Origin of the sequence: Mycolicibacterium vinylchloridicum (assembly GCF_013404075.1) — a bacterium.
GTDB lineage: Bacteria > Actinomycetota > Actinomycetes > Mycobacteriales > Mycobacteriaceae > Mycobacterium > Mycobacterium vinylchloridicum.
The window spans coordinates 1-19041 of the sequence record NZ_JACBJQ010000082.1 but is presented as its reverse complement, the minus strand read 5'-3'; the positions used below and the strand labels follow the sequence as shown (position 1 = coordinate 19041).

The window sequence follows — 19041 nt, the reverse complement described above, 5'->3', positions numbered from 1 at the left end:
CAGCAAATCCCGAGCCGATCAGAGCTCACCGACCGAACAGGAGGCCACCCCCGCGGCACTGACCGCCTGAACCATCACATCGAAGAATCACACGACGACGTCGTACACCACGCCCCTGGACTTGACCGAAGCTGTTGACATACTTGCCCATGTCCTGAGCGATTTGCACGTTGGCACCCGATGGCAGACCGGGACCGAAATCCGGGCCGAATGCGTGATAGGGGCCGACTGCACCGGCCACCAGTGCGAGGTCGTTCTTGACCGAGACCAACAATACGGTGCGAATGCGGATGTAGCTGTTGCTGGTGCCCTGTGGCCACGAGTCGGCCACCTCTCCGTAACCGGGCTGATAGCCGACCATCGCGTTGGGGATCTCGTACGCGATCTTGGCGTCGGGGAACTTCTGCTTCAACAGGTCGCGGGCGATCGTCTGCGCGCTGCGACCTCTGGCGGGTTCCGAGAACAGCTGCAGGACACCGGTATCACCACCGGTGAACTTCGCGGTCACGCCGTTGTCCTTGGTCTCGATCTCATAGGCCGAGCCCGGTGCGGGATAGGACACCGAGAACGACCCGTCGGCCGCGGTGAACCGGGGCAGACCCGTCACGGGTGTGCCCATCGGCGGGGCACCGCATTCCGGTGGGCACATGTAGCGCGGTGCCTTCTTCGTCACCATGAGTGACACCCCGACCAATGTCAGTGCGACGACGACGATTCCGGCCACCCAGAATCCGAGGGTGCGGCGGAATCGGACGCGGCGACCAACCTCGGGGACGGCGTAGTTTCCCCGCGGCAGGGCGTAGCCCGGGAACTGCTCCGTGTCGGAGGCAGCCGAGGGTGTGGTCACGACCCCTCCGCGGCGACCCGCACCGGCCGCGCCTCGCGGCGCTCATTCCGTGACGCGCGCGACGACGCCCGAGTCGCCACGCCGCAGGCCGGGCAGAACGCCATATCGGGCACGACATGATGACAGTGGATGCAGAGCAGCGGCTCGTCCCGCTCGATCGGATCGGGTGCCTCGTGCATGAGCGCGAGTTGCAGGGCGATCCGCAGCAGTACCAGCACGACGAGTGTCATCACGACGTGGACCGCGAGCATCCGCAATTGCGGCATCCCCATGATGTCGGTGACCGCACCCCCGGTGTGGATCAGCACCACCACGATGGCCAGCACCCACAGCACCGCGCGAATTCGGCCGGGATGCTCATGCGGATTGGAGTCCTGCCCCTTGAACCACAGCGCGACACCGACCATCCCGCCTCCCACGGCCGCGGTCAGCGGAATCGTCACACCGCACAGGATGGCCTCGACCAGCAGGCTGAGGAACGGGCGGCTGTGCACCAGCAGTCCGGTGGCGAATTGTGGCGCCAGCCGCGTCAACGTCGCCCCAGCGGCGAACATCAGCGCCGCCAGGGCACCGATTACGAAGCCGTCCAACGATTCTCGCGATGTGGGCCGCAGCAGGCGCACGAGAACGGTCGGCACCAGCATGAGGATCATGCCACCGGCGGGGATCATGATGCCCTCGCGCATGAGGTGGTGAATGGCCAGGCCGGCGGCCATCGGAACGCCATAGGCTTTCGCGACCATCTGGCCGGTCAACAGCACCCAGCCCACGCCGAGAGCCGCGCCCAGCGTGCCGGCCAACACCATCGACCACGCCGACATATCGCGGTAGACGGCCGACTCGCTCAGGTAGAGCACGAACAGCAGCGGCAGGCCCAGCGCGGCGACCGTGATCAGCGCGGCCGGCATCTTGACGACGGCGAACAGGACAAGTCCGATGAGAATTAGCGCCAGCCCCACCCGGAACGGGGTGCGCGACTGCGCAGGCAGATGGGGGAACAGCGAGCTGGCGATCGCGGGCCGCAGTACGCCCTCGCCTGGCGATGCGCCGAAGGTGTCACCGCGCAGCTTTCGCAACCAGCGCGGACCGGGCTTCTCCTCCGATGCCAGATGCGCACCGCAATAGCCACAGAACGCTCCGGCCGGGACGTCGATCTGGCAGACCCCGCATTCCATCGTGGGTACTTCGTCGTCGTCATCCGGGACGGTCATCGGTCGACCACTTTCTGGGTCACAAGAATATTCTGCGCGAGGTTCTCGACATTCGGCGTACCCAGCCCGGTCACCAGGTCATAGCCCGGACCGGCGTTGGCCACGGCGTTGCCGCCGAGGACGACATCGCGGAACGCGGGCAGCGGGGTGCCCTCGGCGATGGTGTACAGGATCGGGTTCAGATCGCCGATGAGCGACCCACCCTTGTCGACGACGTACTGATTCATCAACGCGGTCAGTCCGGCCCAGATGGGTGCGGACAGCGACGTCCCGCCGCCGATGATCAGCTGCTGATTGAACACGATCTGCACCCCGGTGAACGGGTCGGCGACGGCAGCGATATCCGGGGTGAGGCGTTTACCCTCCCCGTTGGGCACATCGAGGCCCCGTTGCCAATCCGGACGCTCGTAAAGATTCGACACCCCGCCGCCAGTGCCCTGGGACAGCGGCGGGTCGAACCAGGATTGCTCGGCCAGCCAGTCACCCTTGTCATCGGTGGACACCGTGGTGCCGCCCACGTCGACCATCTCCGGCATCGAGGCCACCGCGTCCAGGCCGACGTCGTTATCACTGGGCGGCGAGGACCATTCGTCGCCGCCCTTGCAGTCGAGGCCGGCCAGGTCACCGCTGGCGTCGAACGCCGTCGTGCCCGTGCGGTGCGCCGAGACCAGCGCCGCTCGCACGGGCACCAGATCGGCGGCGGTGATCAGTTTGTCGCAACCCCAGCCGATCGAAAAGCTCCACACCGCGCCCGGATAGCTCTTTTCGGTGTCCTCCATCAGCTTCGCGATCTTCTCGTACGACCCGTCGCCCTCCACGGTGGAGCGCGCGTTGACCAACACCTTTTTGGCGTCGGGCGCGATCGCGTGGACCGCCTCGAGGTCCATGGTCGCCTCGCCGCGGCGGGCCGTCGGCATGCCGCCGACGACATCCGGGGTGAATTTCGGAAGGTTGAAACTGGAGGCGAAGGTGTCGAGGTCGGCTTGGTCGAATCCGTCGAAGGCGAACACGACGACGGTGATGCCCTTGCCGGTGTAGCCCTTTTCGTGCAACGGAAGCGCGTTGTAGGTGCGCAGCAGCGCGGCCGGGTTCAACCCTTGGTCGGGCACCTCGAGGGGGTGCATCCACACCTTCGACTCGCGGTGCGGCGTGTAGCCGAGGATGCGGCCGAGCCCGGCCACTTCGACGTTGAGCGATTGCGGAACGGCCGGCTGCTGGGGCGAGGCGTAGAAGACCTGGCCGCGCTTGCCGCGATAGTCATGGACGTCTACATCGAAGGCGCCGGACACCGCATCGGGCGCACCCTCCAGGATCGCCCAGCTGTCGCCGGGGCGCCAGCGCACCGAAAGATTCTGTTGGACAGCCCATCCCATCAGAAGGTCTGGGCGAGAACCGTCGCGCAGCGCCGCGGTCAACTGAATGTGGTCGGTTTGTGCCGGACCAAGGTCGACGGAACTGGCGAGTAGAGACGCGTACGGGCCGCTGATCACCCCGGAATCGGCGGGTGCCGAAGACCGGTGGAGATCAGCGACCAGTACTGCGGCTGCGGTCAGCACACCCACCAGCCCCACCACGGACAGCGCGCGAAGGCGTTGTACCCCGATCACTGTCGGCGGAGGGTGGCTGTGGACGGGTGCAGACCGCGCGGCTCAGTTGCCGCCGGTGACGACGTTGCCGGGCAGCGCGGTGGGCGCCGGCGGTGCCTTGACAGTGGGCGTGAAGGAGTTGGGGCCGCCAGGCGACACCGCCTTCTCCGTGGGCGACGGCGCGGGCGCGCTCGTCGTCGTGGTCGGCGTGGTGCTCTCCGGAGCCTTCTCCTTGTCCTTACCGCAAGCGGTCAGGGTGCCCATGCCGACGATCGCGAGCCCGCCAGCACAAAGAGCAATCTGCCGAGTCAAACGACCTGACATCATGTTCAGTCCTTACTTCTCAAGCCGGGATTGGTTGAAGCGTCGCTGGCTGGCCCGGCGGTAAACCAGCCCACCCCCGAAGGGCCGAGGACACCCAAGATATCTCACCGCACCAGCTATTGCATAGCAACTTTTGCTACGGGCGAAAATGCCTTGCTCCGCCCCCGCGTGGCAACAGCGCTTCGAAAGGCCGAAATGTTATGAACGAACTATGGTACAAAGCTGCCGAGAATGCGCCGCTGGCCTGGGACATTGTCACGGTACGCTGATCCTTCACGCCGCGGGGCGCGGCGAGTGCACCGAGGACGACTGCGAAACTCCCGAACTGGTTTTTCATACTTTCGTCATAGATTGCGACACGGTTGGGTGCGCCTGCTTTCAGCAAACATCGGATCGGTTGGCCGGGTAATTTCTGTCAGCCCATGGGATCGGACGATTCCAGCGCATCCTTTATCGCGTGCACGTCGGGCTCGGGATAGAACGGCGGGCTGAGCGCTCCCCACTGCACGCAGCTCCAGCGGCCGTCGGTGATCGGCGACAGCACCACCGACTCGGTGTTGGCCAGATGGTGATCGAGGACGAAACTGCTCTCCACCCCGGCCAGCGTGGCCGCGATCAACCGGATCGCCGCACCGTGGCTGACCACGACGATGTCCTCGGCCCAGGCGTGGTCGTCCAGATAGCGCAGACGCAGATCGGTGATCACCGGCAGGTAACGGTCCAGGACGTCGCTGGCACTTTCGCCACCGGGCATCGGGACCGTCAGCTCGCCTTCGTGCCAGCGCTGGTAGATCGCGTTGAACTCGGCGATCGCATCGTCGTCGTTGCGATTCTCGAGTTCGCCGGCCTGCACCTCGTGGATGCCGTCGAACTCCTCGGCGGACAGCCGCAGCTGGGTGGCGATCTCGGCCGCGGTCTGTGCCGCCCGCCGGGCGATCGAGTGGACCAATAGGCCGGGGGGGCGGCTGCGAGCCAGGGCGAAATCGCGCGCCTGTTCCCGGCCCAGGTCGGTGAGGTCGGCACCGGGCGGACGGGTGTCGATGCGGCGCTCGACGTTGCCGTGCGATTGCCCGTGCCGAAGCAGGATCAGCCGTCCACTCATGCCGGATCGCCCTCACGAAGTCGGGCCAGCCATCGGTCGGCCTCGTCGAGTTGCGGCGGGGTCGCGCCGGTCGCCGATTCAGTCGGCCACGAGCCGAGGTAGCGAACGTCGGCACAGCGCCGATGCAATGCCTTGAGCGCCTCGGCGACCGCACTGTCGTCGAGGTGGCCAACACAATCCAGGAAGAAGACGTACGTACCCAGCTCGACGCGGGTGGGCCGGGACTCGATGCGGGTCAGGTCGATGTCGCGGATGCCGAATTCGGTCATCGCCGACACCAGCGCACCCGGGGTGTTGGCGATCCGCAGCACCACCGAGGTGCGGTCTGCTCCGGTGCGCGCGGGTGGCGGTCCAGGACGTCCGACAAGCACGAACCGAGTCCTGGCATTGGGTTCGTCGACGACGCCGTCGGCCAGGGTGGCCAGCTCGTAGCGTTGCGCGGCCAGCGCCGTGCTGACCCCGGCGTCGGCGCGTCCGGCGGCCACCTCTTGGGCGGCCGCTGCATTCGAATTGGCCGGGACGAGGGCGGCGTCCGGTAGATGCTGGGCCAACCACCTGCGGACTTGCGCGGCGGCGACGGGAAAAGCCGCGACCGTGCGCACCGAGTCCCGGTCGCGGCCGTCGCACACCACGATGCTGAAGGCGACGTCCAAGGTCAGTTCGGCGTAAATCTGCAGCGGAGAGCCGTTGGCCAGGCTGTCCAGGGTCGGCAAGACGCTGCCTTCTATCGAGTTCTCGATCGGTACGCACGCGAAATCGGCCACGCCGTCACGCACGGCCGCCAGTGCGGCCGGAGTGCTATCCGTCGGCTTGGGTTCCGCGCCACCGCCACCCGGAATCACACCGGAAGCGGACATCCTGAGAAGTGCCGCTTCGGTGAACGTGCCCTCGGGACCGAGGTAGGCGATGCGGGCCACGCTCCAACCCTATCGGGTCGGCCGCGGAGGGAAGCCTTGCGCGACCACACCTCGGTAGTTAACTTAGGCTTACCTCACTAACTGGAAGGTGCGCGATGACCTCAGCGACGCTCACTACGCCGTCCACCGCCGAACGCGTCCGCAGCGCTTGTGCGCGCGCTGCCGGGGCGATGCTGGTCGCCGACGACGTCGCCCCGGCCACCACGCCCATTCACCACCTGCTGCCCGGTGGTTCGTTCGCGGTGAGCCTGCCCATTCAATCCGCGCTGGCCGTGCGTGCCTGCGCGGCCGGTACCGACGGTGTCGCGGCGGTGCTCGAGCTCACTGACTTCGCCCCGCTGCCGTTGCGCGAGCCGGTGCGCTCGCTGGTGTGGATCCGCGGCCGGGTGCAGAGCGTGCCCGGGCACGCCGTTCGCGCCATGGTCGACATGATCGCCGCCGACCATCCCAACCCCGCACTGCTCGACATCGGGTCTGGGCAGGTCCTACTGCTCCTCGAGGTGGAGTCGGTGGTCGTCGCCGACGCCGCAGGCGCCGAGACCGTCGGACTGCATGATCTGATGTCCGCCGAGCCCGACCCGTTCTGCGAGTTCGAGTCGGCATGGCTGTGCCACCTCGACAGCGACCATCCCGAGGTACTTGCCCGGCTGGCCGGCAAGCTGCCTGCGCCGCTGCGGCGTGGCCGGGTCCGCCCGCTGGGTCTGGATCGCTACGGCGTGCGACTGCGCGTCGAAGGCACCGACGGCGACCACGACGTCCGCCTCCCCTTCGGGGAGCCGGTGAAGGACGTCCCCGGTCTGGGCCGGGCCATCCGGCTGCTCATGGGTTGCCCGTTCGTGAACGGGCTGCGCGCACGCAAGATGTAGGGCCGTTACCGTGACGGGGTGAGCGCGCCACGCGACGAATTCCTCGCCACCGACCGGCGCGGACTGCGCATCGAAATCGGCGTCATGCTCGCCGTCACCTTCGGCGTCAGCGCCGTCATCGCGATGCTGAAGCTGTTCGACGCGGTGCTGTCCGGGCTCGCCGGGCAGCGAGTTCGGTTGAACCCCAACCTGTCCCGCTATGACCTGATCAACCTCGGCCTGAACTTGACGTCGGTCGCCCAGTTGGTGGCATGGGGCATGCTCGGCCTCTACCTGTTGTGGCGCAGCGGGATCACGCCCGATCGGCTCGGGCTGGGACGCGTGCGCTGGCGTAGCGATGTGCTCGGCGGACTCGGCCTGGCCGCGCTGATCGGCATCCCCGGGCTGCTGCTGTACATGGCGGGCCGCTGGCTGGGGATGAACGCCGAGGTGGAGCCGGCGGCGCTACACGCGTCATGGTGGCGCATCCCGGTGCTTATCCTGTCGGCGTTCGCCAACGGCTTCGCCGAGGAAGTCGTGGTCGTCGGCTACCTGATAACCAGGCTCAAACAGCTGGGCCTGACTCAGAACCGGGCGATCCTGATCTCCAGCGTGCTGCGCGGGACGTACCACCTCTATCAGGGCTTCGGGGCAGGACTGGGCAATCTCGTGATGGGCCTGGTTTTCGGGTACGCCTGGTGCCGGACCGGCCGGTTGTGGCCACTGGTGATCGCCCACGGCGTCATCGACACGGTCGCGTTCGTCGGCTACATCGCACTCGCCGGTCATCTTGGCTGGCTCAAGTGAGCCGGGCACGTAAATTGACCTGGTGAGCGAGGACTGGCCGCCGCGAGCGGATCCGCCGACCGAGCGGATACCGCGCCCCGCGCCGCCCACCGAGCGGATACCGCGAAGTGAGCCCTCCCAAGTGATTCGGCGCGATCCGGGTCGACGGCCACCGCCAACCCCACCGCGGGCACCGGTTCCCCCGCCACCCAGGCAAGCGCCGCCACCACGCCGGCCGCCACCGCCTGCGCCACCGCCCACGGCTCGTCCGCCCGCACCTGCACCAATCGCGCCCCCGCGCCCGAAGCGTAAAAAGCGCTGGGGCCGAAGGATTTTCGTCACACTTGTGCTGATCTTCCTCCTTGCCGCCGGCGGACTCATCGGTGGCGCGGTCTGGATCGACACAAGTCTTCGCCGGGTCGCGGTGTTCGACTACACCGACCGGCCGGCGCCTGGTGCGGGCACCACATGGCTGCTCGTCGGTTCCGACAGCAGGGCCGGCCTGACCCCGGAACAGCAAGCCGAACTGACCACCGGCGGTGATCTGGGGAACGGGCGAACCGACACCATCCTGGTCGTCCACATCCCAGCGCTCGGGTCCAGCACACCCACCACGATGGTCTCGATCCCCCGCGACTCCTACGTGGACATCCCCGGCTACGGCAGGGACAAGATCAACGCCGCATTCTCCGAAGGCGGTGCGCCGCTACTGGCCCAAACCGTCGAGCAGGCGACAGGCCTTCACCTCGACCACTATGCCGAGGTGGGCTTCGACGGCTTCGCGGTGGTGGTCGACGCGCTCGGGGGTATCCAGGTCTGCCCCGCCGACCCGATCGACGATCCGCTGGCCGGGATCAACATTCCCGCGGGGTGCCAGACCCTCGACGGGCGTAACTCATTGGGCTACGTGCGATCCCGCGCCACCCCGCGCGCCGACCTGGACCGGATGGTGCACCAGCGCGAGTTCATGGCAGCGGTGATGCACAAGGCCAGCAGTCCCGCGGTGTGGCTCAATCCGTGGCGCTGGTACTCAGTGCCGCATGCCGCCGTCGGGTCGTTGACCGTTGACACCGACGACCACGTCTGGGACCTGGCCATGCTGGGCTGGGCGCTGCACAGCTCGACCATCGCCATCACGGTGCCGATCGGCGAGTTCACCGGAAACGAGTCCGGCTCGGTGGTCGTATGGGATGCCGACGCGGCAGATCAACTGTTCGGGGCGCTGCGCACCGACTCGGCGATCCCGCAGCAGGTGCTCGACGCGCAGCCCTAATCGCCTTGGACGGCCAACGGGTTCTGCAGCCAGGCCTTGGTCCGGCCCGGATGGTTGGTGGCGATCCAGCCGACCCCCAGATCACGGCAGTAGCCGACGTCCTCGTAGTGGTCGACGGTCCAGCAATACATGGCGCGGCCCTGGGCGGCGGCCCGGTCGACGAGCTCGGGATGCTCGCGCAGGGTGGTGATCGACGGCCCCACGGCCGTCGCCCCCACCGTCGTGGCGGCACTCCCACCCAGATACCGCGACGTCTCGCCGAGCAGCACGGTCGGTAGCAGCGGAGCCGCGCGGCGGATCCGCCAGACCGCCGCGGCAGAGAACGACATCACGACGGCTCGGGACAGGTCCGCCGAGGCCGGCGCGGCGATGCCATAGCGATGCAGCAGGGCCAGCACTTTGTTCTCCACCAGCCCGCCATAGCGGACCGGGTGCTTGGTCTCGATGAACATTTTGACCGGCCGGTTCCAGTCCAGCACCAGGCGGACCAGATCGTCGAGGGTGAGCAGGCCGGTGCCGGTCGGTGGATCCTCGGAGCGCGCGCTGCCGTGCCATGCCCCCCAATCAAGCCGTTTGAGTTCGGCCAGCGTCATCTCGCTCACCAGACCCGTACCGGTCGATGTGCGGTCGACCTTCCGGTCGTGCACACAGACGAGGTGCCCGTCGCGGGTCAGCCGAACGTCGCACTCGACGCCGTCGGCACCTTCGGCCAGCGCGAGCTCGTACGCGGCGAGCGTGTGCTCGGGGCGCTCGGCCGAAGCGCCCCGGTGGGCAACCACGAAGGGGTGCCCGCCAAGCGGTTCGCCGGCCGATTGCATACGCCTATGCTGCCGGTTCCTGTTGGTCGGTCTCAACCGCTGGCGGCGATTCGGGCGCGGCGGGCTTGGGTTGTTCGGCTCCGACCATCACCCAGCGGTGCAGCGGCCGTTCGACGGGCTTACGCACGAAGGCGTCGAACACCTGCCACAACAGGACCAGCACACCGGCGCCCAGGAGATAGGCGACGATCGCCGTCACGGTGTTGTCGGCGATCCCCTGCGGTTTGGTCGTGAAGCTCGTGGCGATGCTGAAGATCGAGACGGCGGTCGACAAGATCCACGCGATCCACCACGCCGCGATCGGTCCGCGCAGGCGAGCCTGTGTCTGTTCGGCGTGGGCGAGTTCGATGAGGTACACCGGTGCCCACACCAAGTTGGCGACCGGCACCAGGCAGCCGGCCCACAACGCCCACGCGGGCCGCGGGTCGTCCTGCCCGAGGTGTTGATAGACCGCGGCGCGGCGTGCGATCAACCATGACGTGGTGACGACGGCGGTCAGGATCACCGCCACGATCGCTGCCAGACTGACCAACACGCCGAGCCACAGCGCCGCGCCGGCGACCAGTGGCGGCAGCAGCGAGGTGCGGTTGATCAACAACAGCACGTAGCGAACGATATGGATGGCCGCGGCCAGACCGAAGATGGTGACCGCCGACAGCAGGGCTGCGCGGACGGTGACGGCCGCGGGCCCTTTTTTCACAGCGCCGTCGTCGCCCGTCGCCACCGGCATGACATGGTCGGCAAGTCCCCAACGCGGAATGTAGGTGTAGCGGGGCGTCGGTCCGAGGGGCCGACGGCGGCGGCGTGCCGGAGGCGGCGGGCCAGGCCTGACGGCGATCCAGCGGAATCCCGAGGGCAGTCGCGGTGCACCGCGCTGCGGTGCAGGCGGCCTGGATGGTGGGTGGCTCGTCGCACCGGGGCTCCAGCGCGGATCGGGTGGATTGACCGGAGCCATCAGGGCGCCGTTGCAACGGGGGCACCAGCTGCGCTGGCGGTCGCGCACGTTCCACCGCGTCCCACACTGGGAGCACACCTGAATCACGCGGACCAGCCTAGCGAGCAGAACCGTGGTCTGGAGTGCCGCGACGGGCCTCCCGAGTATGCCGATTGTGGCACGCAGTGCATCTTCGATGGTCGGGGACGTGCAGCAATGACTGGACTATCCACAGTTTCCACAGGTTTATCCACAGGCGTCTGCGCCGGTGAATGGGCATTGAGCGCACCATCTCGCCATGAAGACAGGCAGTATCTGTGGATAACCGGACCGGCTCGGGGCGGCCTGATCAACAAGTTCGTGACGAGCGAGCGAAATCGGTTGCCTCGCTAACCGTCGGAACGCGCGCCGCGACGCGCCGAACGACACGCCGACACGGTCGAAGTCAATTGTGATCTTGGATACCCCGTTTCACGGTCGACAAACCAAAGTCGTGTGCCAGGGATCAGACGCCGTGGTTGAGCCGATTTTCCACGGGGTACAGAAGGGGTTATGATCGCGCTCACAGAAGACTCTGTGATTGATTTCACTGGGGGCGGTAGTTGAACATGCAGGTCAGGACGGTGTGATGGCATCTCAATCATTCCGGGCGCGGTCCGCGTCTCAGCCGTCGCATTGGCAAGTCTCCTCGGCGACCTGTAACCGCTCATACATGCTGGCAGCACTGCGCGCCGGCGTCATCGCTCTGGTCCTGCTCGGCATCCTCGCCGTCATCGTTTTGTTCTGAGTCTCACCCCGTCGTCGACCGGCCCACGGCCGAACCCATTCCCCATTGGCACTCGTGTCGTCTTGCGTGCCATGCGCTGCGTGCCGCATCCTGAATCGAACCGACCCACTGTCGAGTCGCACTGATACACCTCGTGTCGCGGAGGCGAGATGGAAACTGGTTCCGGGGGTGCGGTCGAAGTCGCCCCCTTTCACTCTCGTGGCGCCCTGAAGGGCTTCGTCGTCTCGGGCCGCTGGCCGAACTCGACGAAGGAGTGGGCACAACTGCTCATCGTGGCGGTCCGCGTCGCATCACTACCTGGATTGCTTTCCACCACAACCATTTTCGGTGTCCGAGAGGAACTTCCCGACAGGCCGCAGCCGGGCACAGTCGGCCTGGTCCTCGCCGAAGGCACGGTGGTAGGCGAATCCGCTGTTCCCCCAGGTCATTTCGCTGAGCGTCAGCCACCGGCGCTGTTGATGCTGCACCCGCCTTCGGAGACCACGCCCTCACTTCCGGAATGCTCCGGAGCCGCATCGGGTTGCGTTCTACTGCCCGGTCTTCCGCATCTGGGCCTGGAACACCGCGCCGCCTGGGTCGAAGCCGAATCCGACGGAACCATCACCAGCATGGTGAGCCGAGTCGGCGTGGACCCGATCAGCCACCCCGACACCGCAATCCTGGCGATGCTGCTCGCCGCCTAGCCAGCACAGTTTGTGGGTACCCGAACTTTTCTTGCATGGTGCCCAAATTTATTGCTGCGGTTGGGTTTTCGCCGACATGAGTTGCGCGCACCGCAGCGGTGCCCGTACAGTTGGCATCAGCGAAGGGGAGTAGCCCCCAATCGGACAAATCGACATACTGGCCCAGTAATTCTCCGGGCCCGGTTGTCCGGCCGGCCAAGCCGGTGGGCGAGACCTTCGGCCGCAAAACCGTTAGTGGTTGCCGGCCGGAGGCATCTGTACCGCCCCTGACGACAGCCACCCGAACGAGGAGTTCTGGGTGCTCTCCGCATTGATCCTGAGTTTCGCCGTCATCTTCGTCGCCGAGTTGGGCGACAAATCACAGCTGATGGCCATGACGTTCGCGCTGCGCCATCGCTGGTGGGTCGTGCTCACTGGAATCACGGTCGCGACGACGGCAGTGCACCTGATCTCCGTGGCCGTCGGCCACTATCTCGGTGCCGCGCTGCCCACCCATCTACTCGGGATCCTCGCGGGCGTGGCCTTCGTCGCGTTCGGACTGTGGACGCTGCGGGGAGACAAGCTCTCCGACGACGAGGCCACCCGGGCCCAGCGCACCACCGCACCGGCCTTCTTCGCCGTGACCTCCGCTTTTCTGCTCGCCGAACTCGGCGACAAGACCATGCTTGCCACCATCACCCTGGCCGCCGACAACGACTGGGTCGGGGTGTGGATCGGGTCCACCATCGGCATGGTCGCCGCGGATGCACTGGCCATCGGAGTTGGTGCGTTGGCAGGCAAGCATCTGCCGGAGCGGTTGATCCAGCTGGCCGCTGCGGCCCTCTTCCTGGTGTTCGGCGTCTCCATGCTGATCGATGGCGCGTTTCCCACGGCACCCGGGATGGTCATCGCCGGAGTCTCGATTGCCACCGTGCTGCTGGCCGCCGCCGCACTGCGCGCGCTGCCGACCCGCCTTCGACCGGCCGTGCTTCGGACCGGCGCTCCGCAGGCATCCGACGAGTCATCCAAGGATGAGCCGGCGCGGGTCCCTGCGGGAGAAGCCAAGCCATCCGGCGGCTCGACATAACTGCGCTTACAGCAAAGTAGATTTCCGAGAAGGCGCTCGATACCCTCGGTTGCTCAGGGTACTCTCAGGTTCTTGAGTGGGCGATTATCAGACGCCCGCTGTGCCAAGATGCCTTTCACCTTGTGTTTCTTTGCCTCACCGCATGCTCGGAGTAGGCGCTGACCTGAGAAAATACCCGGACGAATGTTTGCCGGTACGCCGAAAATGTCCGCGCGCGTCAATTATCGGGTAGTTTGCACTTGGTTGTCAGCGGATGTGTCGCTACGATGATCAGCAAATAAGCCAACGGAAATGACCGCTCTTTCGCATGTGGAGGTCAACTAGATGAGCACGACGTTCTCGGCCCGACTGAATCGCCTGTTCGACACGGTGTATCCGCCCGGCCGGGGTCCTCATACCTCTGCGGAAGTGATCGCCGCGCTGAAGGCTGAAGGCATCACCATGTCCGCCCCGTACCTGTCGCAGCTGCGTTCAGGCAACCGGACCAACCCGTCGTCCACCACGATGACGGCGCTTGCCAACTTCTTCCGGATCAAGCCGTCCTACTTCACGGACGACGAGTACTACGAGAAGCTCGACAAGGAACTGACCTGGTTGGCGAACATGCGCGACGAGGGTGTGCGCCGCATTGCCGCACGGACCGTCGGCCTGTCCCCCGAAGCCCAGCAGGACATCGTCTCCAAGGTCGATGAGCTGCGCCGCCGGGAACACCTCGACGATTAGCCCGTCGCTCCTGCCACAGGAGTTTCGGCAACGTTGGATTCGCAGTCAGCGCGCGGCGGCTTCGCGCTCCAGCTCGCGGTACTGCCGCGCGATCTCGAGGATCCATTCCCGGTCCGAGTACGTCTCGGGCTGACCCAGACAGCCCATTCCGGGGAACTGCCCCTGCCCTGCCGGACGCGCCACCCGAGGTGTACGTCGTCCGGCATGAATCCACTTGGCGATCGCCATCGCCTGCGCGTGCGGGCTGACCCGTGTGCGGTCTACGTCGGCAAGCACCTCGACGCCCGCGCCGTCCGCCGCCCCGGCCGCCAAATGCTCAGCCATCGTGGCTTCCAGGTACAAGGCGTCGGAGATCAGCGACAGCCGCTCTGCCACTCGGAAGACCAGTGGGCCACGGGGGCGCACGCCGATCCCGACATCGGGTTGACGCCGCTCCAATTCGGTCAGCAGTGGCTCGATAAGACGTAATTCACGTCGCCCGCCGAACCAGTCCTCGATCGCGGGTAACAGCGATCCGGCCGCGACGATCGCCATCGCCGCACCCAGTAGCGTCGCGGCGGTGCCGACACCCACGAGATGCGATGTCCCGACGGCCCGGATGAGGAAGAACGCGGTGGCGGCCACCAGCAGCGCGATGCCGAGGGTGAAGACGAACAAAGCCCGGCCGCGACGGGTCCGATTGGAGTGGCGCATGCCCGCCCACAACACCAAGGTGAAGACCAGCATCACGTAGAGCAACGGCAGCAGCCAGGGCAGCGAGGTGTTCGCCGATCCGAGGTTGCGCCGCAGGTACTCCTCGGGCGACATCTCCGGCTGCTGACCGGACAAGAAGAACAGCACCAGGGTGGCGACACTGATCACCCCGGCGACGGAATACTGCACCACCGCGATCCGGCGAATGGCAGCAGGGCCACGAGTCGACGCGACGCTGGTGATCATCACGCAGCTGCCCGCCGCGCACCAGACGAGCGCCACCTGGCTGAGCCCGATCGAGATGTTCGACCAGTGCAGGGCGCTGTCGATCAGCAGTGTCAACGGCGGCCAGTTCAGCGCGGCGACCAAGGCCAGACTGCCCAGCGCAACGATCATCGCCGAGCTGACCACCGACTGCTTGTTGACCAACGCCCACCCGATGCGCAGCCCGGTGGCCATTCCCAGCAGACCGGCGATCAACCAAACGATCAACCAAACGCCTCTCCGAGGCGAACTTGCACAATCGAGGAACGGTCCGACGGCGAGCGGCCCAGCCGATACAACAGCAGCGCCGCGAAATCCTCGGCCTCCTGCTCGACGTCTTCCCCGCCGGGCCCCATGCAGCCGGTGCGTTGGTTGAGCATGTACCCGATGAGGTCGTCGCTGGCCAGCTCCGCGACATCGCGGGCGGCCTCGGTGATCGGGATGCCGTAGTGCCCGAGCACAAGGTGGCCCAGTTCGTGGGCCAGGGTGCGGTCCCAGGTCGGCAACCCGTGCTGAATCAGGAAGACGTCGTGATCGGCATACTGCCGCCACTGACCGCAGACTCCGGCCGGCAGGTCGGCCATGGTGACTTCGATCGGACGGTCGCGGTCCTCGCTGACGGCGGCGACCAACCGGGTCAGGGAGATTTCACCGTGGCGGGGAGCCAGATCCAAGACGTCGTTGACTGCCGTGGTGACCCGACGGCTGGCCGACATCTCATCCCCCTTCCCCGTCGGCGACTGGGCTGCGGTCGGCGGACCGCGTCACCGCATGAACCGGGTGGTCCCTGCAGTCCGCACGACGTGGCCGGCTCGTGCTTGGCGATACCCGACGACGCCTCCGAGCGCGGTGAGAGCGAGAATTCCGGCGAAACCCGGGAGGGCCAGCGCCGCGACCTCGCCCATCTTGGCCTCTTGGAGGTATCTGGGATAGCCAACCCTAGTCGACGCCGGCATTTCTGTACCCGCTCCTGACGACGTGGCGGGCGGACGTTCGCGGCCGGTCGTGGATTCCCGGCCGGGACCCGTGCGCGGGCCGGGTTCGGAACCCGGGCCGAGCGGGCGCATCGGCGCGGGGAACGCCGGCGGAGCCACTCCGATCAACGGGGGCATCGTGATGGGCGGTGGCTCAAAGCCCGTCGGCCCGACCGTGCCGCTCTCGGCACTGGCGACCGGTGCCTCCCCCGGCTGCGCAGGCTCGCTCGGCGGCGGAATCGTCCGCGGCCGGTAGTCGATTCCACCGCCGCCTCCGCCGCCACCTACAGCCTCCGGCGCTGGGCCGATGCTCAGGCTTGGTGGGCGGGCGACCCCTTCCACCCCGACGCCGTCACCGATCGCGGCCCGCGGCCAGTGCAGCGGCGGAAGCGGTGGAAGCGGTGGAAGCGGTGGAAGCGGTGGAAGCACGATCGGCGGGAAGTGTGGCAGTGGCCAACCATGGTGCGGCCAACCGTCATCGGGCCAATCGTCATCGGGCCACCCGTGATGGGGCCAGTCGTGGTGCCCCGGCTGCCCGGGATGCCAGTGACCGCTCGGAAGCCCGCCACGACGGCGTGGACCACCGAAGACTCCGCTGTCCGGCCGCGTCGAGCCAGGGCCGACCTCCGTGCCGCGGGGCTTTCGCGGTCCACCCGGCCGATGCCCGCCGGGGCGGCCACGATCACGCGCATCGTTGCTGTCGGAACCGCCGTCGGACCCCGGTCCGTCGTGGCTGTTACCAACCGTGCCGTGGTCGGCAGCGGCCGGTGCCGCCATGAGCATGCCGGTACCGCCGCAGAGCAAACCGCACGTGATTACCCAGCTAATCGCTGTGGCCTTCATCGGCGAGCGGTTCACAACGTTCCTCGAGTTAGCAGCGCAGCCGGCGCCGCATCGGACGGTTCGCAGATCATTGTGGCATATCCCCAGGTCGTGATCGTCCCCCTTGGGCTGGGCGATAGGGTTAGCTGACCCGGTCGGGAGCGTGCCTCGCCGACCGCCGACGACCTACTCGGGAGGCATCAGGAATGGGCCTGTTCACCAAGCGCAAAAGCCGTGCGACGCGTCGCGCGGAGGCTCGGGCGATCAAGACCCGCGCCAAGGCCGATGCCAAGCATTCGGCCCGTAACGAGCTGCGCCGCATCAAGTCCGCCGAACGCTCCGAGAACAAGGCGATCAAGGCCCAGTTGAAGGTCGCGCGCGACGCCGACCGCGCTGCGGTGAAGGTTGCCGAAGCGCAACTGAAGGCTGCCCGCGAGGGCAAACTTCTGTCCCCCACCCGGATCCGGCGCGCGCTGACGGTGTCCCGGCTGCTGGCCCCGGTCGTCGTCCCCGTCGCCTACCGCGCCGCCATCGCGGCGCGCGGCGCCATCGACGAGCGCCGTGCCGATCGCCTGGGCGTGCCGCTGAGCCAGCTCGGTCAGTTCTCGGGGCACGGCGGCCAGCTTTCGGCGCGCATCGCAGGGGCGGAGAACTCGCTGCGGGTGGTCGCCGAGAAGAAGCCCAAAGATGCCGAGACCAAACAGTTCGTCGCCGCGATGACCGAACGGCTGGCCGCACTCTCGGCTGCTGTCACCGCCGCGGAGAACATGCCGGGCCCGCGCCGGCGCGACGCCCATGCCGCGATCGCCGGCCAGCTCGACGGTATCGACGCCGACCTGATGGCCCGCCTCGGCGTGCTCTGATGACCGACCGCCGACTGGCGGCGCACGCCCTCAAGGCGGCCGCGCTCACCACCTCCCTCATTCTCGGTTCCTGGTTCACCGCAGCGACAGCAGGCGCTCATGTCCACGTGAGTGCCGATCACGCCACCCGCGGCGACTATGCTCTGGTGACGTTCCAGGTGCCCAATGAGTCTGAGAAGGGCTCTCCCACAACACAAGTCATCATATCGCTACCCAACGTCGCGTCGGCGAGCACCGACGTGATGGCGGGTTGGACCGCTGTCCTGGACCGCGACGCCTCGAACGGCGCCTATCGATCGGTCACGTTCACCGCGACACCCAACGCGGGAATCGGGGCTGGCCAGTTCGAACTGTTCCCGATCTCGATCAAACTGCCCGATGCCGATTCGGCGACGTTCCCGGTTGTCCAGAACTACGCCGACGGCACCGTCGTGCACTGGGACCAGCCGCCGCTGCCCAACGGCGAGGAACCCGAATTCCCCGCGCCGGTGTTGGCGCTGACGTCCGGCCCACCGGCTGCCAAGGAACGCCACGCGGCGCCCGCCGCTCCGGCACCGACGACGGCCCCTTCGGTCACCGCCGCACCGACGTCCGGTGAGCACGCCGAACCCAAGGCCGGCCCCGACAACACCGCCCGCGCCCTGGCCGGCGGTGCACTGCTGGTCGCCGCGATCGGCGTCGGCGTCGCGGTGGCCCGCCGACGGACGTGACGACAATGCGGCGCCTACTCGTCACCGCGCTGCTGATCGCCACCATGGCGCTCGCGGGAACCGCGGTTGCCTGGGCTCACGCCACGCGAATCGCCGCCGACCCGGCGCCCGATTCGTCACTGGCCACGGCGCCGTCGCGGGTCAGTGCCACCTTCAACGAGCAGCTACACAACGACTTCGCCGCGATGACCGTCGTGGGACCCGACGGGAATCTCTGGTCCGACGGCACCCCGCAGGTGCAGGGCGCCGTGGTCAGCGTCGGGGTGCGGCCACTCGGCCCAGCCGGGACCTACACCGTGAACTACCGGGTCACCTCGGCCGACGGCCACGTCGTGTCCGGCTCCTGGTCGTTCACGCTGACCGCGGCGGGCGACGGCACACCCGGTCCCTCGGCCTCGGCCTCGGCAGCCCCGCCCGAGCGGGCGCTGCCGGTCTGGCCGTTCGTCGTCGGCGCCGTGGCGGTGATCGGCAGCGGCATCATCTGGTCGCGACTACGCCGCTCGTGAGCAGGCCCGGACGGCCGATCCCCGCCTGGCATGATGGGTGCCATTGCCGGCGTTCGCGACCAGATATTGCAAAGGAGCGCACCAGATGGCAGAAGCGCAGGACCAGCCCGACGAGGGCCAGGACGCCACGCCGCCGGGGCCGCCACCCCCTGAGCAGGCCGCTGCCAAAAAGCAGCCGGCCAAAAAGGCTCCGGTCAAGAAAGCCGTGAAGAAGGCGCCGGCCAAGAAAGCGCCGGCGCCTTCTTCACGGCTTTCTTGACCGGAGCCTTTTTGGCCGGCTGCTTTTTGGCAGCGGCCTGCTCAGGGG

General features: G+C 67.3%; 22 protein-coding genes. 11 read left to right on the top strand and 11 right to left on the bottom strand.

All coding sequences use genetic code 11. The features are described from left to right. Positions 1 to 25 precede the first annotated feature (25 nt). The 6 genes from HPC46_RS31725 to pheA all read right to left on the bottom strand — a co-directional run bounded on the left by HPC46_RS31725 (position 26) and on the right by pheA (position 5987). Complete coding sequence (locus HPC46_RS31725) at positions 26 to 847, bottom strand: hypothetical protein (RefSeq protein WP_325096852.1); 822 nt, start codon at positions 845 to 847, stop codon at positions 26 to 28. Beyond that, positions 844 to 2058: a zinc ribbon domain-containing protein gene (locus HPC46_RS31720; RefSeq protein WP_179476032.1), complete on the bottom strand. Its 1215-nt coding sequence runs from the start codon at positions 2056 to 2058 to the stop codon at positions 844 to 846. The genes HPC46_RS31725 and HPC46_RS31720 overlap by 4 nt, the downstream gene beginning before the upstream one ends. Beyond that, on the bottom strand, positions 2055 to 3665 hold the full coding sequence (locus HPC46_RS31715; RefSeq protein WP_179476031.1) for a peptidase S53: 1611 nt from the start codon (positions 3663 to 3665) through the stop codon (positions 2055 to 2057). The genes HPC46_RS31720 and HPC46_RS31715 overlap by 4 nt, the downstream gene beginning before the upstream one ends. A gap of 42 nt (positions 3666 to 3707) precedes the next feature. Then, positions 3708 to 3908: a hypothetical protein gene (locus HPC46_RS31710; protein ID WP_407665587.1), complete on the bottom strand. Its 201-nt coding sequence runs from the start codon at positions 3906 to 3908 to the stop codon at positions 3708 to 3710. A 475-nt stretch (positions 3909 to 4383) separates the two neighbouring features. Beyond that, positions 4384 to 5070 (bottom strand): histidine phosphatase family protein, encoded by a 687-nt coding sequence (locus HPC46_RS31705; RefSeq protein ID WP_179476029.1) that lies wholly within the window; start codon positions 5068 to 5070, stop codon positions 4384 to 4386. Continuing rightward, positions 5067 to 5987, bottom strand: a complete 921-nt coding sequence (gene pheA, locus HPC46_RS31700) for a prephenate dehydratase (RefSeq protein ID WP_179476028.1) — start codon at positions 5985 to 5987, stop codon at positions 5067 to 5069. Before pheA ends, HPC46_RS31705 begins: the two co-directional genes overlap by 4 nt. A 95-nt stretch (positions 5988 to 6082) precedes the next feature. Here pheA and HPC46_RS31695 point away from each other — a divergent pair, with 95 nt between their 5' ends. From HPC46_RS31695 to HPC46_RS31685, 3 genes are read left to right on the top strand one after another with little or no spacing between them, the layout of a single operon-like run. Then, positions 6083 to 6853, top strand: a complete 771-nt coding sequence (locus HPC46_RS31695) for a DUF2470 domain-containing protein (RefSeq protein ID WP_179476027.1) — start codon at positions 6083 to 6085, stop codon at positions 6851 to 6853. Positions 6854 to 6871: 18 nt separating this feature from the next. Further along, positions 6872 to 7639, top strand: coding sequence for a CPBP family intramembrane glutamic endopeptidase (locus tag HPC46_RS31690; RefSeq protein ID WP_179476026.1), 768 nt, complete (start codon positions 6872 to 6874; stop codon positions 7637 to 7639). Between the two features lie 22 nt (positions 7640 to 7661). Next, positions 7662 to 8891, top strand: a complete 1230-nt coding sequence (locus tag HPC46_RS31685) for an LCP family protein (protein ID WP_407665586.1) — start codon at positions 7662 to 7664, stop codon at positions 8889 to 8891. Here HPC46_RS31685 and HPC46_RS31680 read toward each other — a convergent pair. Both HPC46_RS31680 and HPC46_RS31675 read right to left on the bottom strand, forming a co-directional pair. Then, positions 8888 to 9709 carry a glycerophosphodiester phosphodiesterase gene (locus HPC46_RS31680; protein ID WP_179476025.1) on the bottom strand — a complete coding sequence of 274 codons (822 nt, stop codon included), beginning with the start codon at positions 9707 to 9709 and terminating at the stop codon, positions 8888 to 8890. The genes HPC46_RS31685 and HPC46_RS31680 overlap by 4 nt on opposite strands. Before the next feature lie 4 nt (positions 9710 to 9713). Beyond that, the gene (locus HPC46_RS31675; RefSeq protein ID WP_179476024.1) at positions 9714 to 10751 is read right to left on the bottom strand and encodes a DUF4328 domain-containing protein; all 1038 of its coding nucleotides are present in this window, start codon (positions 10749 to 10751) and stop codon (positions 9714 to 9716) included. A 520-nt stretch (positions 10752 to 11271) separates the two neighbouring features. On the opposite strand from HPC46_RS31675, the gene HPC46_RS31670 reads away from it, so the two are divergent. The 4 genes from HPC46_RS31670 to HPC46_RS31655 all read left to right on the top strand — a co-directional run bounded on the left by HPC46_RS31670 (position 11272) and on the right by HPC46_RS31655 (position 13902). Beyond that, positions 11272 to 11430, top strand: coding sequence for a hypothetical protein (locus HPC46_RS31670; protein ID WP_179476023.1), 159 nt, complete (start codon positions 11272 to 11274; stop codon positions 11428 to 11430). A gap of 149 nt (positions 11431 to 11579) precedes the next feature. Next, positions 11580 to 12113, top strand: a complete 534-nt coding sequence (locus tag HPC46_RS31665) for a hypothetical protein (RefSeq protein WP_005141981.1) — start codon at positions 11580 to 11582, stop codon at positions 12111 to 12113. 298 nt (positions 12114 to 12411) lie between these two features. Then, on the top strand, positions 12412 to 13179 hold the full coding sequence (locus tag HPC46_RS31660; protein ID WP_179476022.1) for a TMEM165/GDT1 family protein: 768 nt from the start codon (positions 12412 to 12414) through the stop codon (positions 13177 to 13179). Between the two features lie 324 nt (positions 13180 to 13503). Next, entirely contained in the window at positions 13504 to 13902 is a 399-nt protein-coding gene (locus HPC46_RS31655; protein ID WP_005141983.1) for a helix-turn-helix transcriptional regulator, read from the top strand. A 45-nt stretch (positions 13903 to 13947) separates the two neighbouring features. Here HPC46_RS31655 and HPC46_RS31650 read toward each other — a convergent pair whose 3' ends face one another. From HPC46_RS31650 to HPC46_RS31640, 3 genes are read right to left on the bottom strand one after another with little or no spacing between them, the layout of a single operon-like run. Then, positions 13948 to 15087 carry a hypothetical protein gene (locus tag HPC46_RS31650; RefSeq protein ID WP_179476021.1) on the bottom strand — a complete coding sequence of 380 codons (1140 nt, stop codon included), beginning with the start codon at positions 15085 to 15087 and terminating at the stop codon, positions 13948 to 13950. Beyond that, the gene (locus HPC46_RS31645; protein ID WP_179476020.1) at positions 15084 to 15575 is read right to left on the bottom strand and encodes an ImmA/IrrE family metallo-endopeptidase; all 492 of its coding nucleotides are present in this window, start codon (positions 15573 to 15575) and stop codon (positions 15084 to 15086) included. Before HPC46_RS31645 ends, HPC46_RS31650 begins: the two co-directional genes overlap by 4 nt. Before the next feature lie 48 nt (positions 15576 to 15623). Beyond that, the gene (locus tag HPC46_RS31640) at positions 15624 to 16262 is read right to left on the bottom strand and encodes a hypothetical protein (RefSeq protein ID WP_179476019.1); all 639 of its coding nucleotides are present in this window, start codon (positions 16260 to 16262) and stop codon (positions 15624 to 15626) included. 599 nt (positions 16263 to 16861) lie between these two features. Here HPC46_RS31640 and HPC46_RS31635 point away from each other — a divergent pair. The 4 genes from HPC46_RS31635 to HPC46_RS31620 all read left to right on the top strand — a co-directional run bounded on the left by HPC46_RS31635 (position 16862) and on the right by HPC46_RS31620 (position 18993). Beyond that, the gene (locus HPC46_RS31635; protein ID WP_005141988.1) at positions 16862 to 17518 is read left to right on the top strand and encodes a DUF6474 family protein; all 657 of its coding nucleotides are present in this window, start codon (positions 16862 to 16864) and stop codon (positions 17516 to 17518) included. After that, complete coding sequence (locus tag HPC46_RS31630) at positions 17518 to 18228, top strand: YcnI family copper-binding membrane protein (RefSeq protein ID WP_179476018.1); 711 nt, start codon at positions 17518 to 17520, stop codon at positions 18226 to 18228. Before HPC46_RS31635 ends, HPC46_RS31630 begins: the two co-directional genes overlap by 1 nt. Positions 18229 to 18233: 5 nt before the next feature. Beyond that, on the top strand, positions 18234 to 18734 hold the full coding sequence (locus HPC46_RS31625) for a copper resistance CopC family protein (RefSeq protein WP_179476017.1): 501 nt from the start codon (positions 18234 to 18236) through the stop codon (positions 18732 to 18734). Positions 18735 to 18819: 85 nt separating this feature from the next. Beyond that, positions 18820 to 18993, top strand: coding sequence for a hypothetical protein (locus HPC46_RS31620; protein WP_179476016.1), 174 nt, complete (start codon positions 18820 to 18822; stop codon positions 18991 to 18993). Positions 18994 to 19041: the final 48 nt, after the last annotated feature.

What these genes read in the sequence shown, in the direction of transcription:
- HPC46_RS31720 (WP_179476032.1), bottom strand. Translation starts at nt 2,058, where the DNA reads ATGACCGTCCCGGATGACGACGACGAAGTACCCACGATGGAATGCGGG.
- HPC46_RS31710 (WP_407665587.1), bottom strand. Translation starts at nt 3,908, where the DNA reads ATGGGCACCCTGACCGCTTGCGGTAAGGACAAGGAGAAGGCTCCGGAG.
- HPC46_RS31705 (WP_179476029.1), bottom strand. Translation starts at nt 5,070, where the DNA reads ATGAGTGGACGGCTGATCCTGCTTCGGCACGGGCAATCGCACGGCAAC.
- HPC46_RS31695 (WP_179476027.1), top strand. Translation starts at nt 6,083, where the DNA reads ATGACCTCAGCGACGCTCACTACGCCGTCCACCGCCGAACGCGTCCGC.
- HPC46_RS31680 (WP_179476025.1), bottom strand. Translation starts at nt 9,709, where the DNA reads ATGCAATCGGCCGGCGAACCGCTTGGCGGGCACCCCTTCGTGGTTGCC.
- HPC46_RS31670 (WP_179476023.1), top strand. Translation starts at nt 11,272, where the DNA reads ATGGCATCTCAATCATTCCGGGCGCGGTCCGCGTCTCAGCCGTCGCAT.
- HPC46_RS31665 (WP_005141981.1), top strand. Translation starts at nt 11,580, where the DNA reads ATGGAAACTGGTTCCGGGGGTGCGGTCGAAGTCGCCCCCTTTCACTCT.
- HPC46_RS31655 (WP_005141983.1), top strand. Translation starts at nt 13,504, where the DNA reads ATGAGCACGACGTTCTCGGCCCGACTGAATCGCCTGTTCGACACGGTG.
- HPC46_RS31645 (WP_179476020.1), bottom strand. Translation starts at nt 15,575, where the DNA reads ATGTCGGCCAGCCGTCGGGTCACCACGGCAGTCAACGACGTCTTGGAT.
- HPC46_RS31635 (WP_005141988.1), top strand. Translation starts at nt 16,862, where the DNA reads ATGGGCCTGTTCACCAAGCGCAAAAGCCGTGCGACGCGTCGCGCGGAG.
- HPC46_RS31630 (WP_179476018.1), top strand. Translation starts at nt 17,518, where the DNA reads ATGACCGACCGCCGACTGGCGGCGCACGCCCTCAAGGCGGCCGCGCTC.
- HPC46_RS31625 (WP_179476017.1), top strand. Translation starts at nt 18,234, where the DNA reads ATGCGGCGCCTACTCGTCACCGCGCTGCTGATCGCCACCATGGCGCTC.
- HPC46_RS31620 (WP_179476016.1), top strand. Translation starts at nt 18,820, where the DNA reads ATGGCAGAAGCGCAGGACCAGCCCGACGAGGGCCAGGACGCCACGCCG.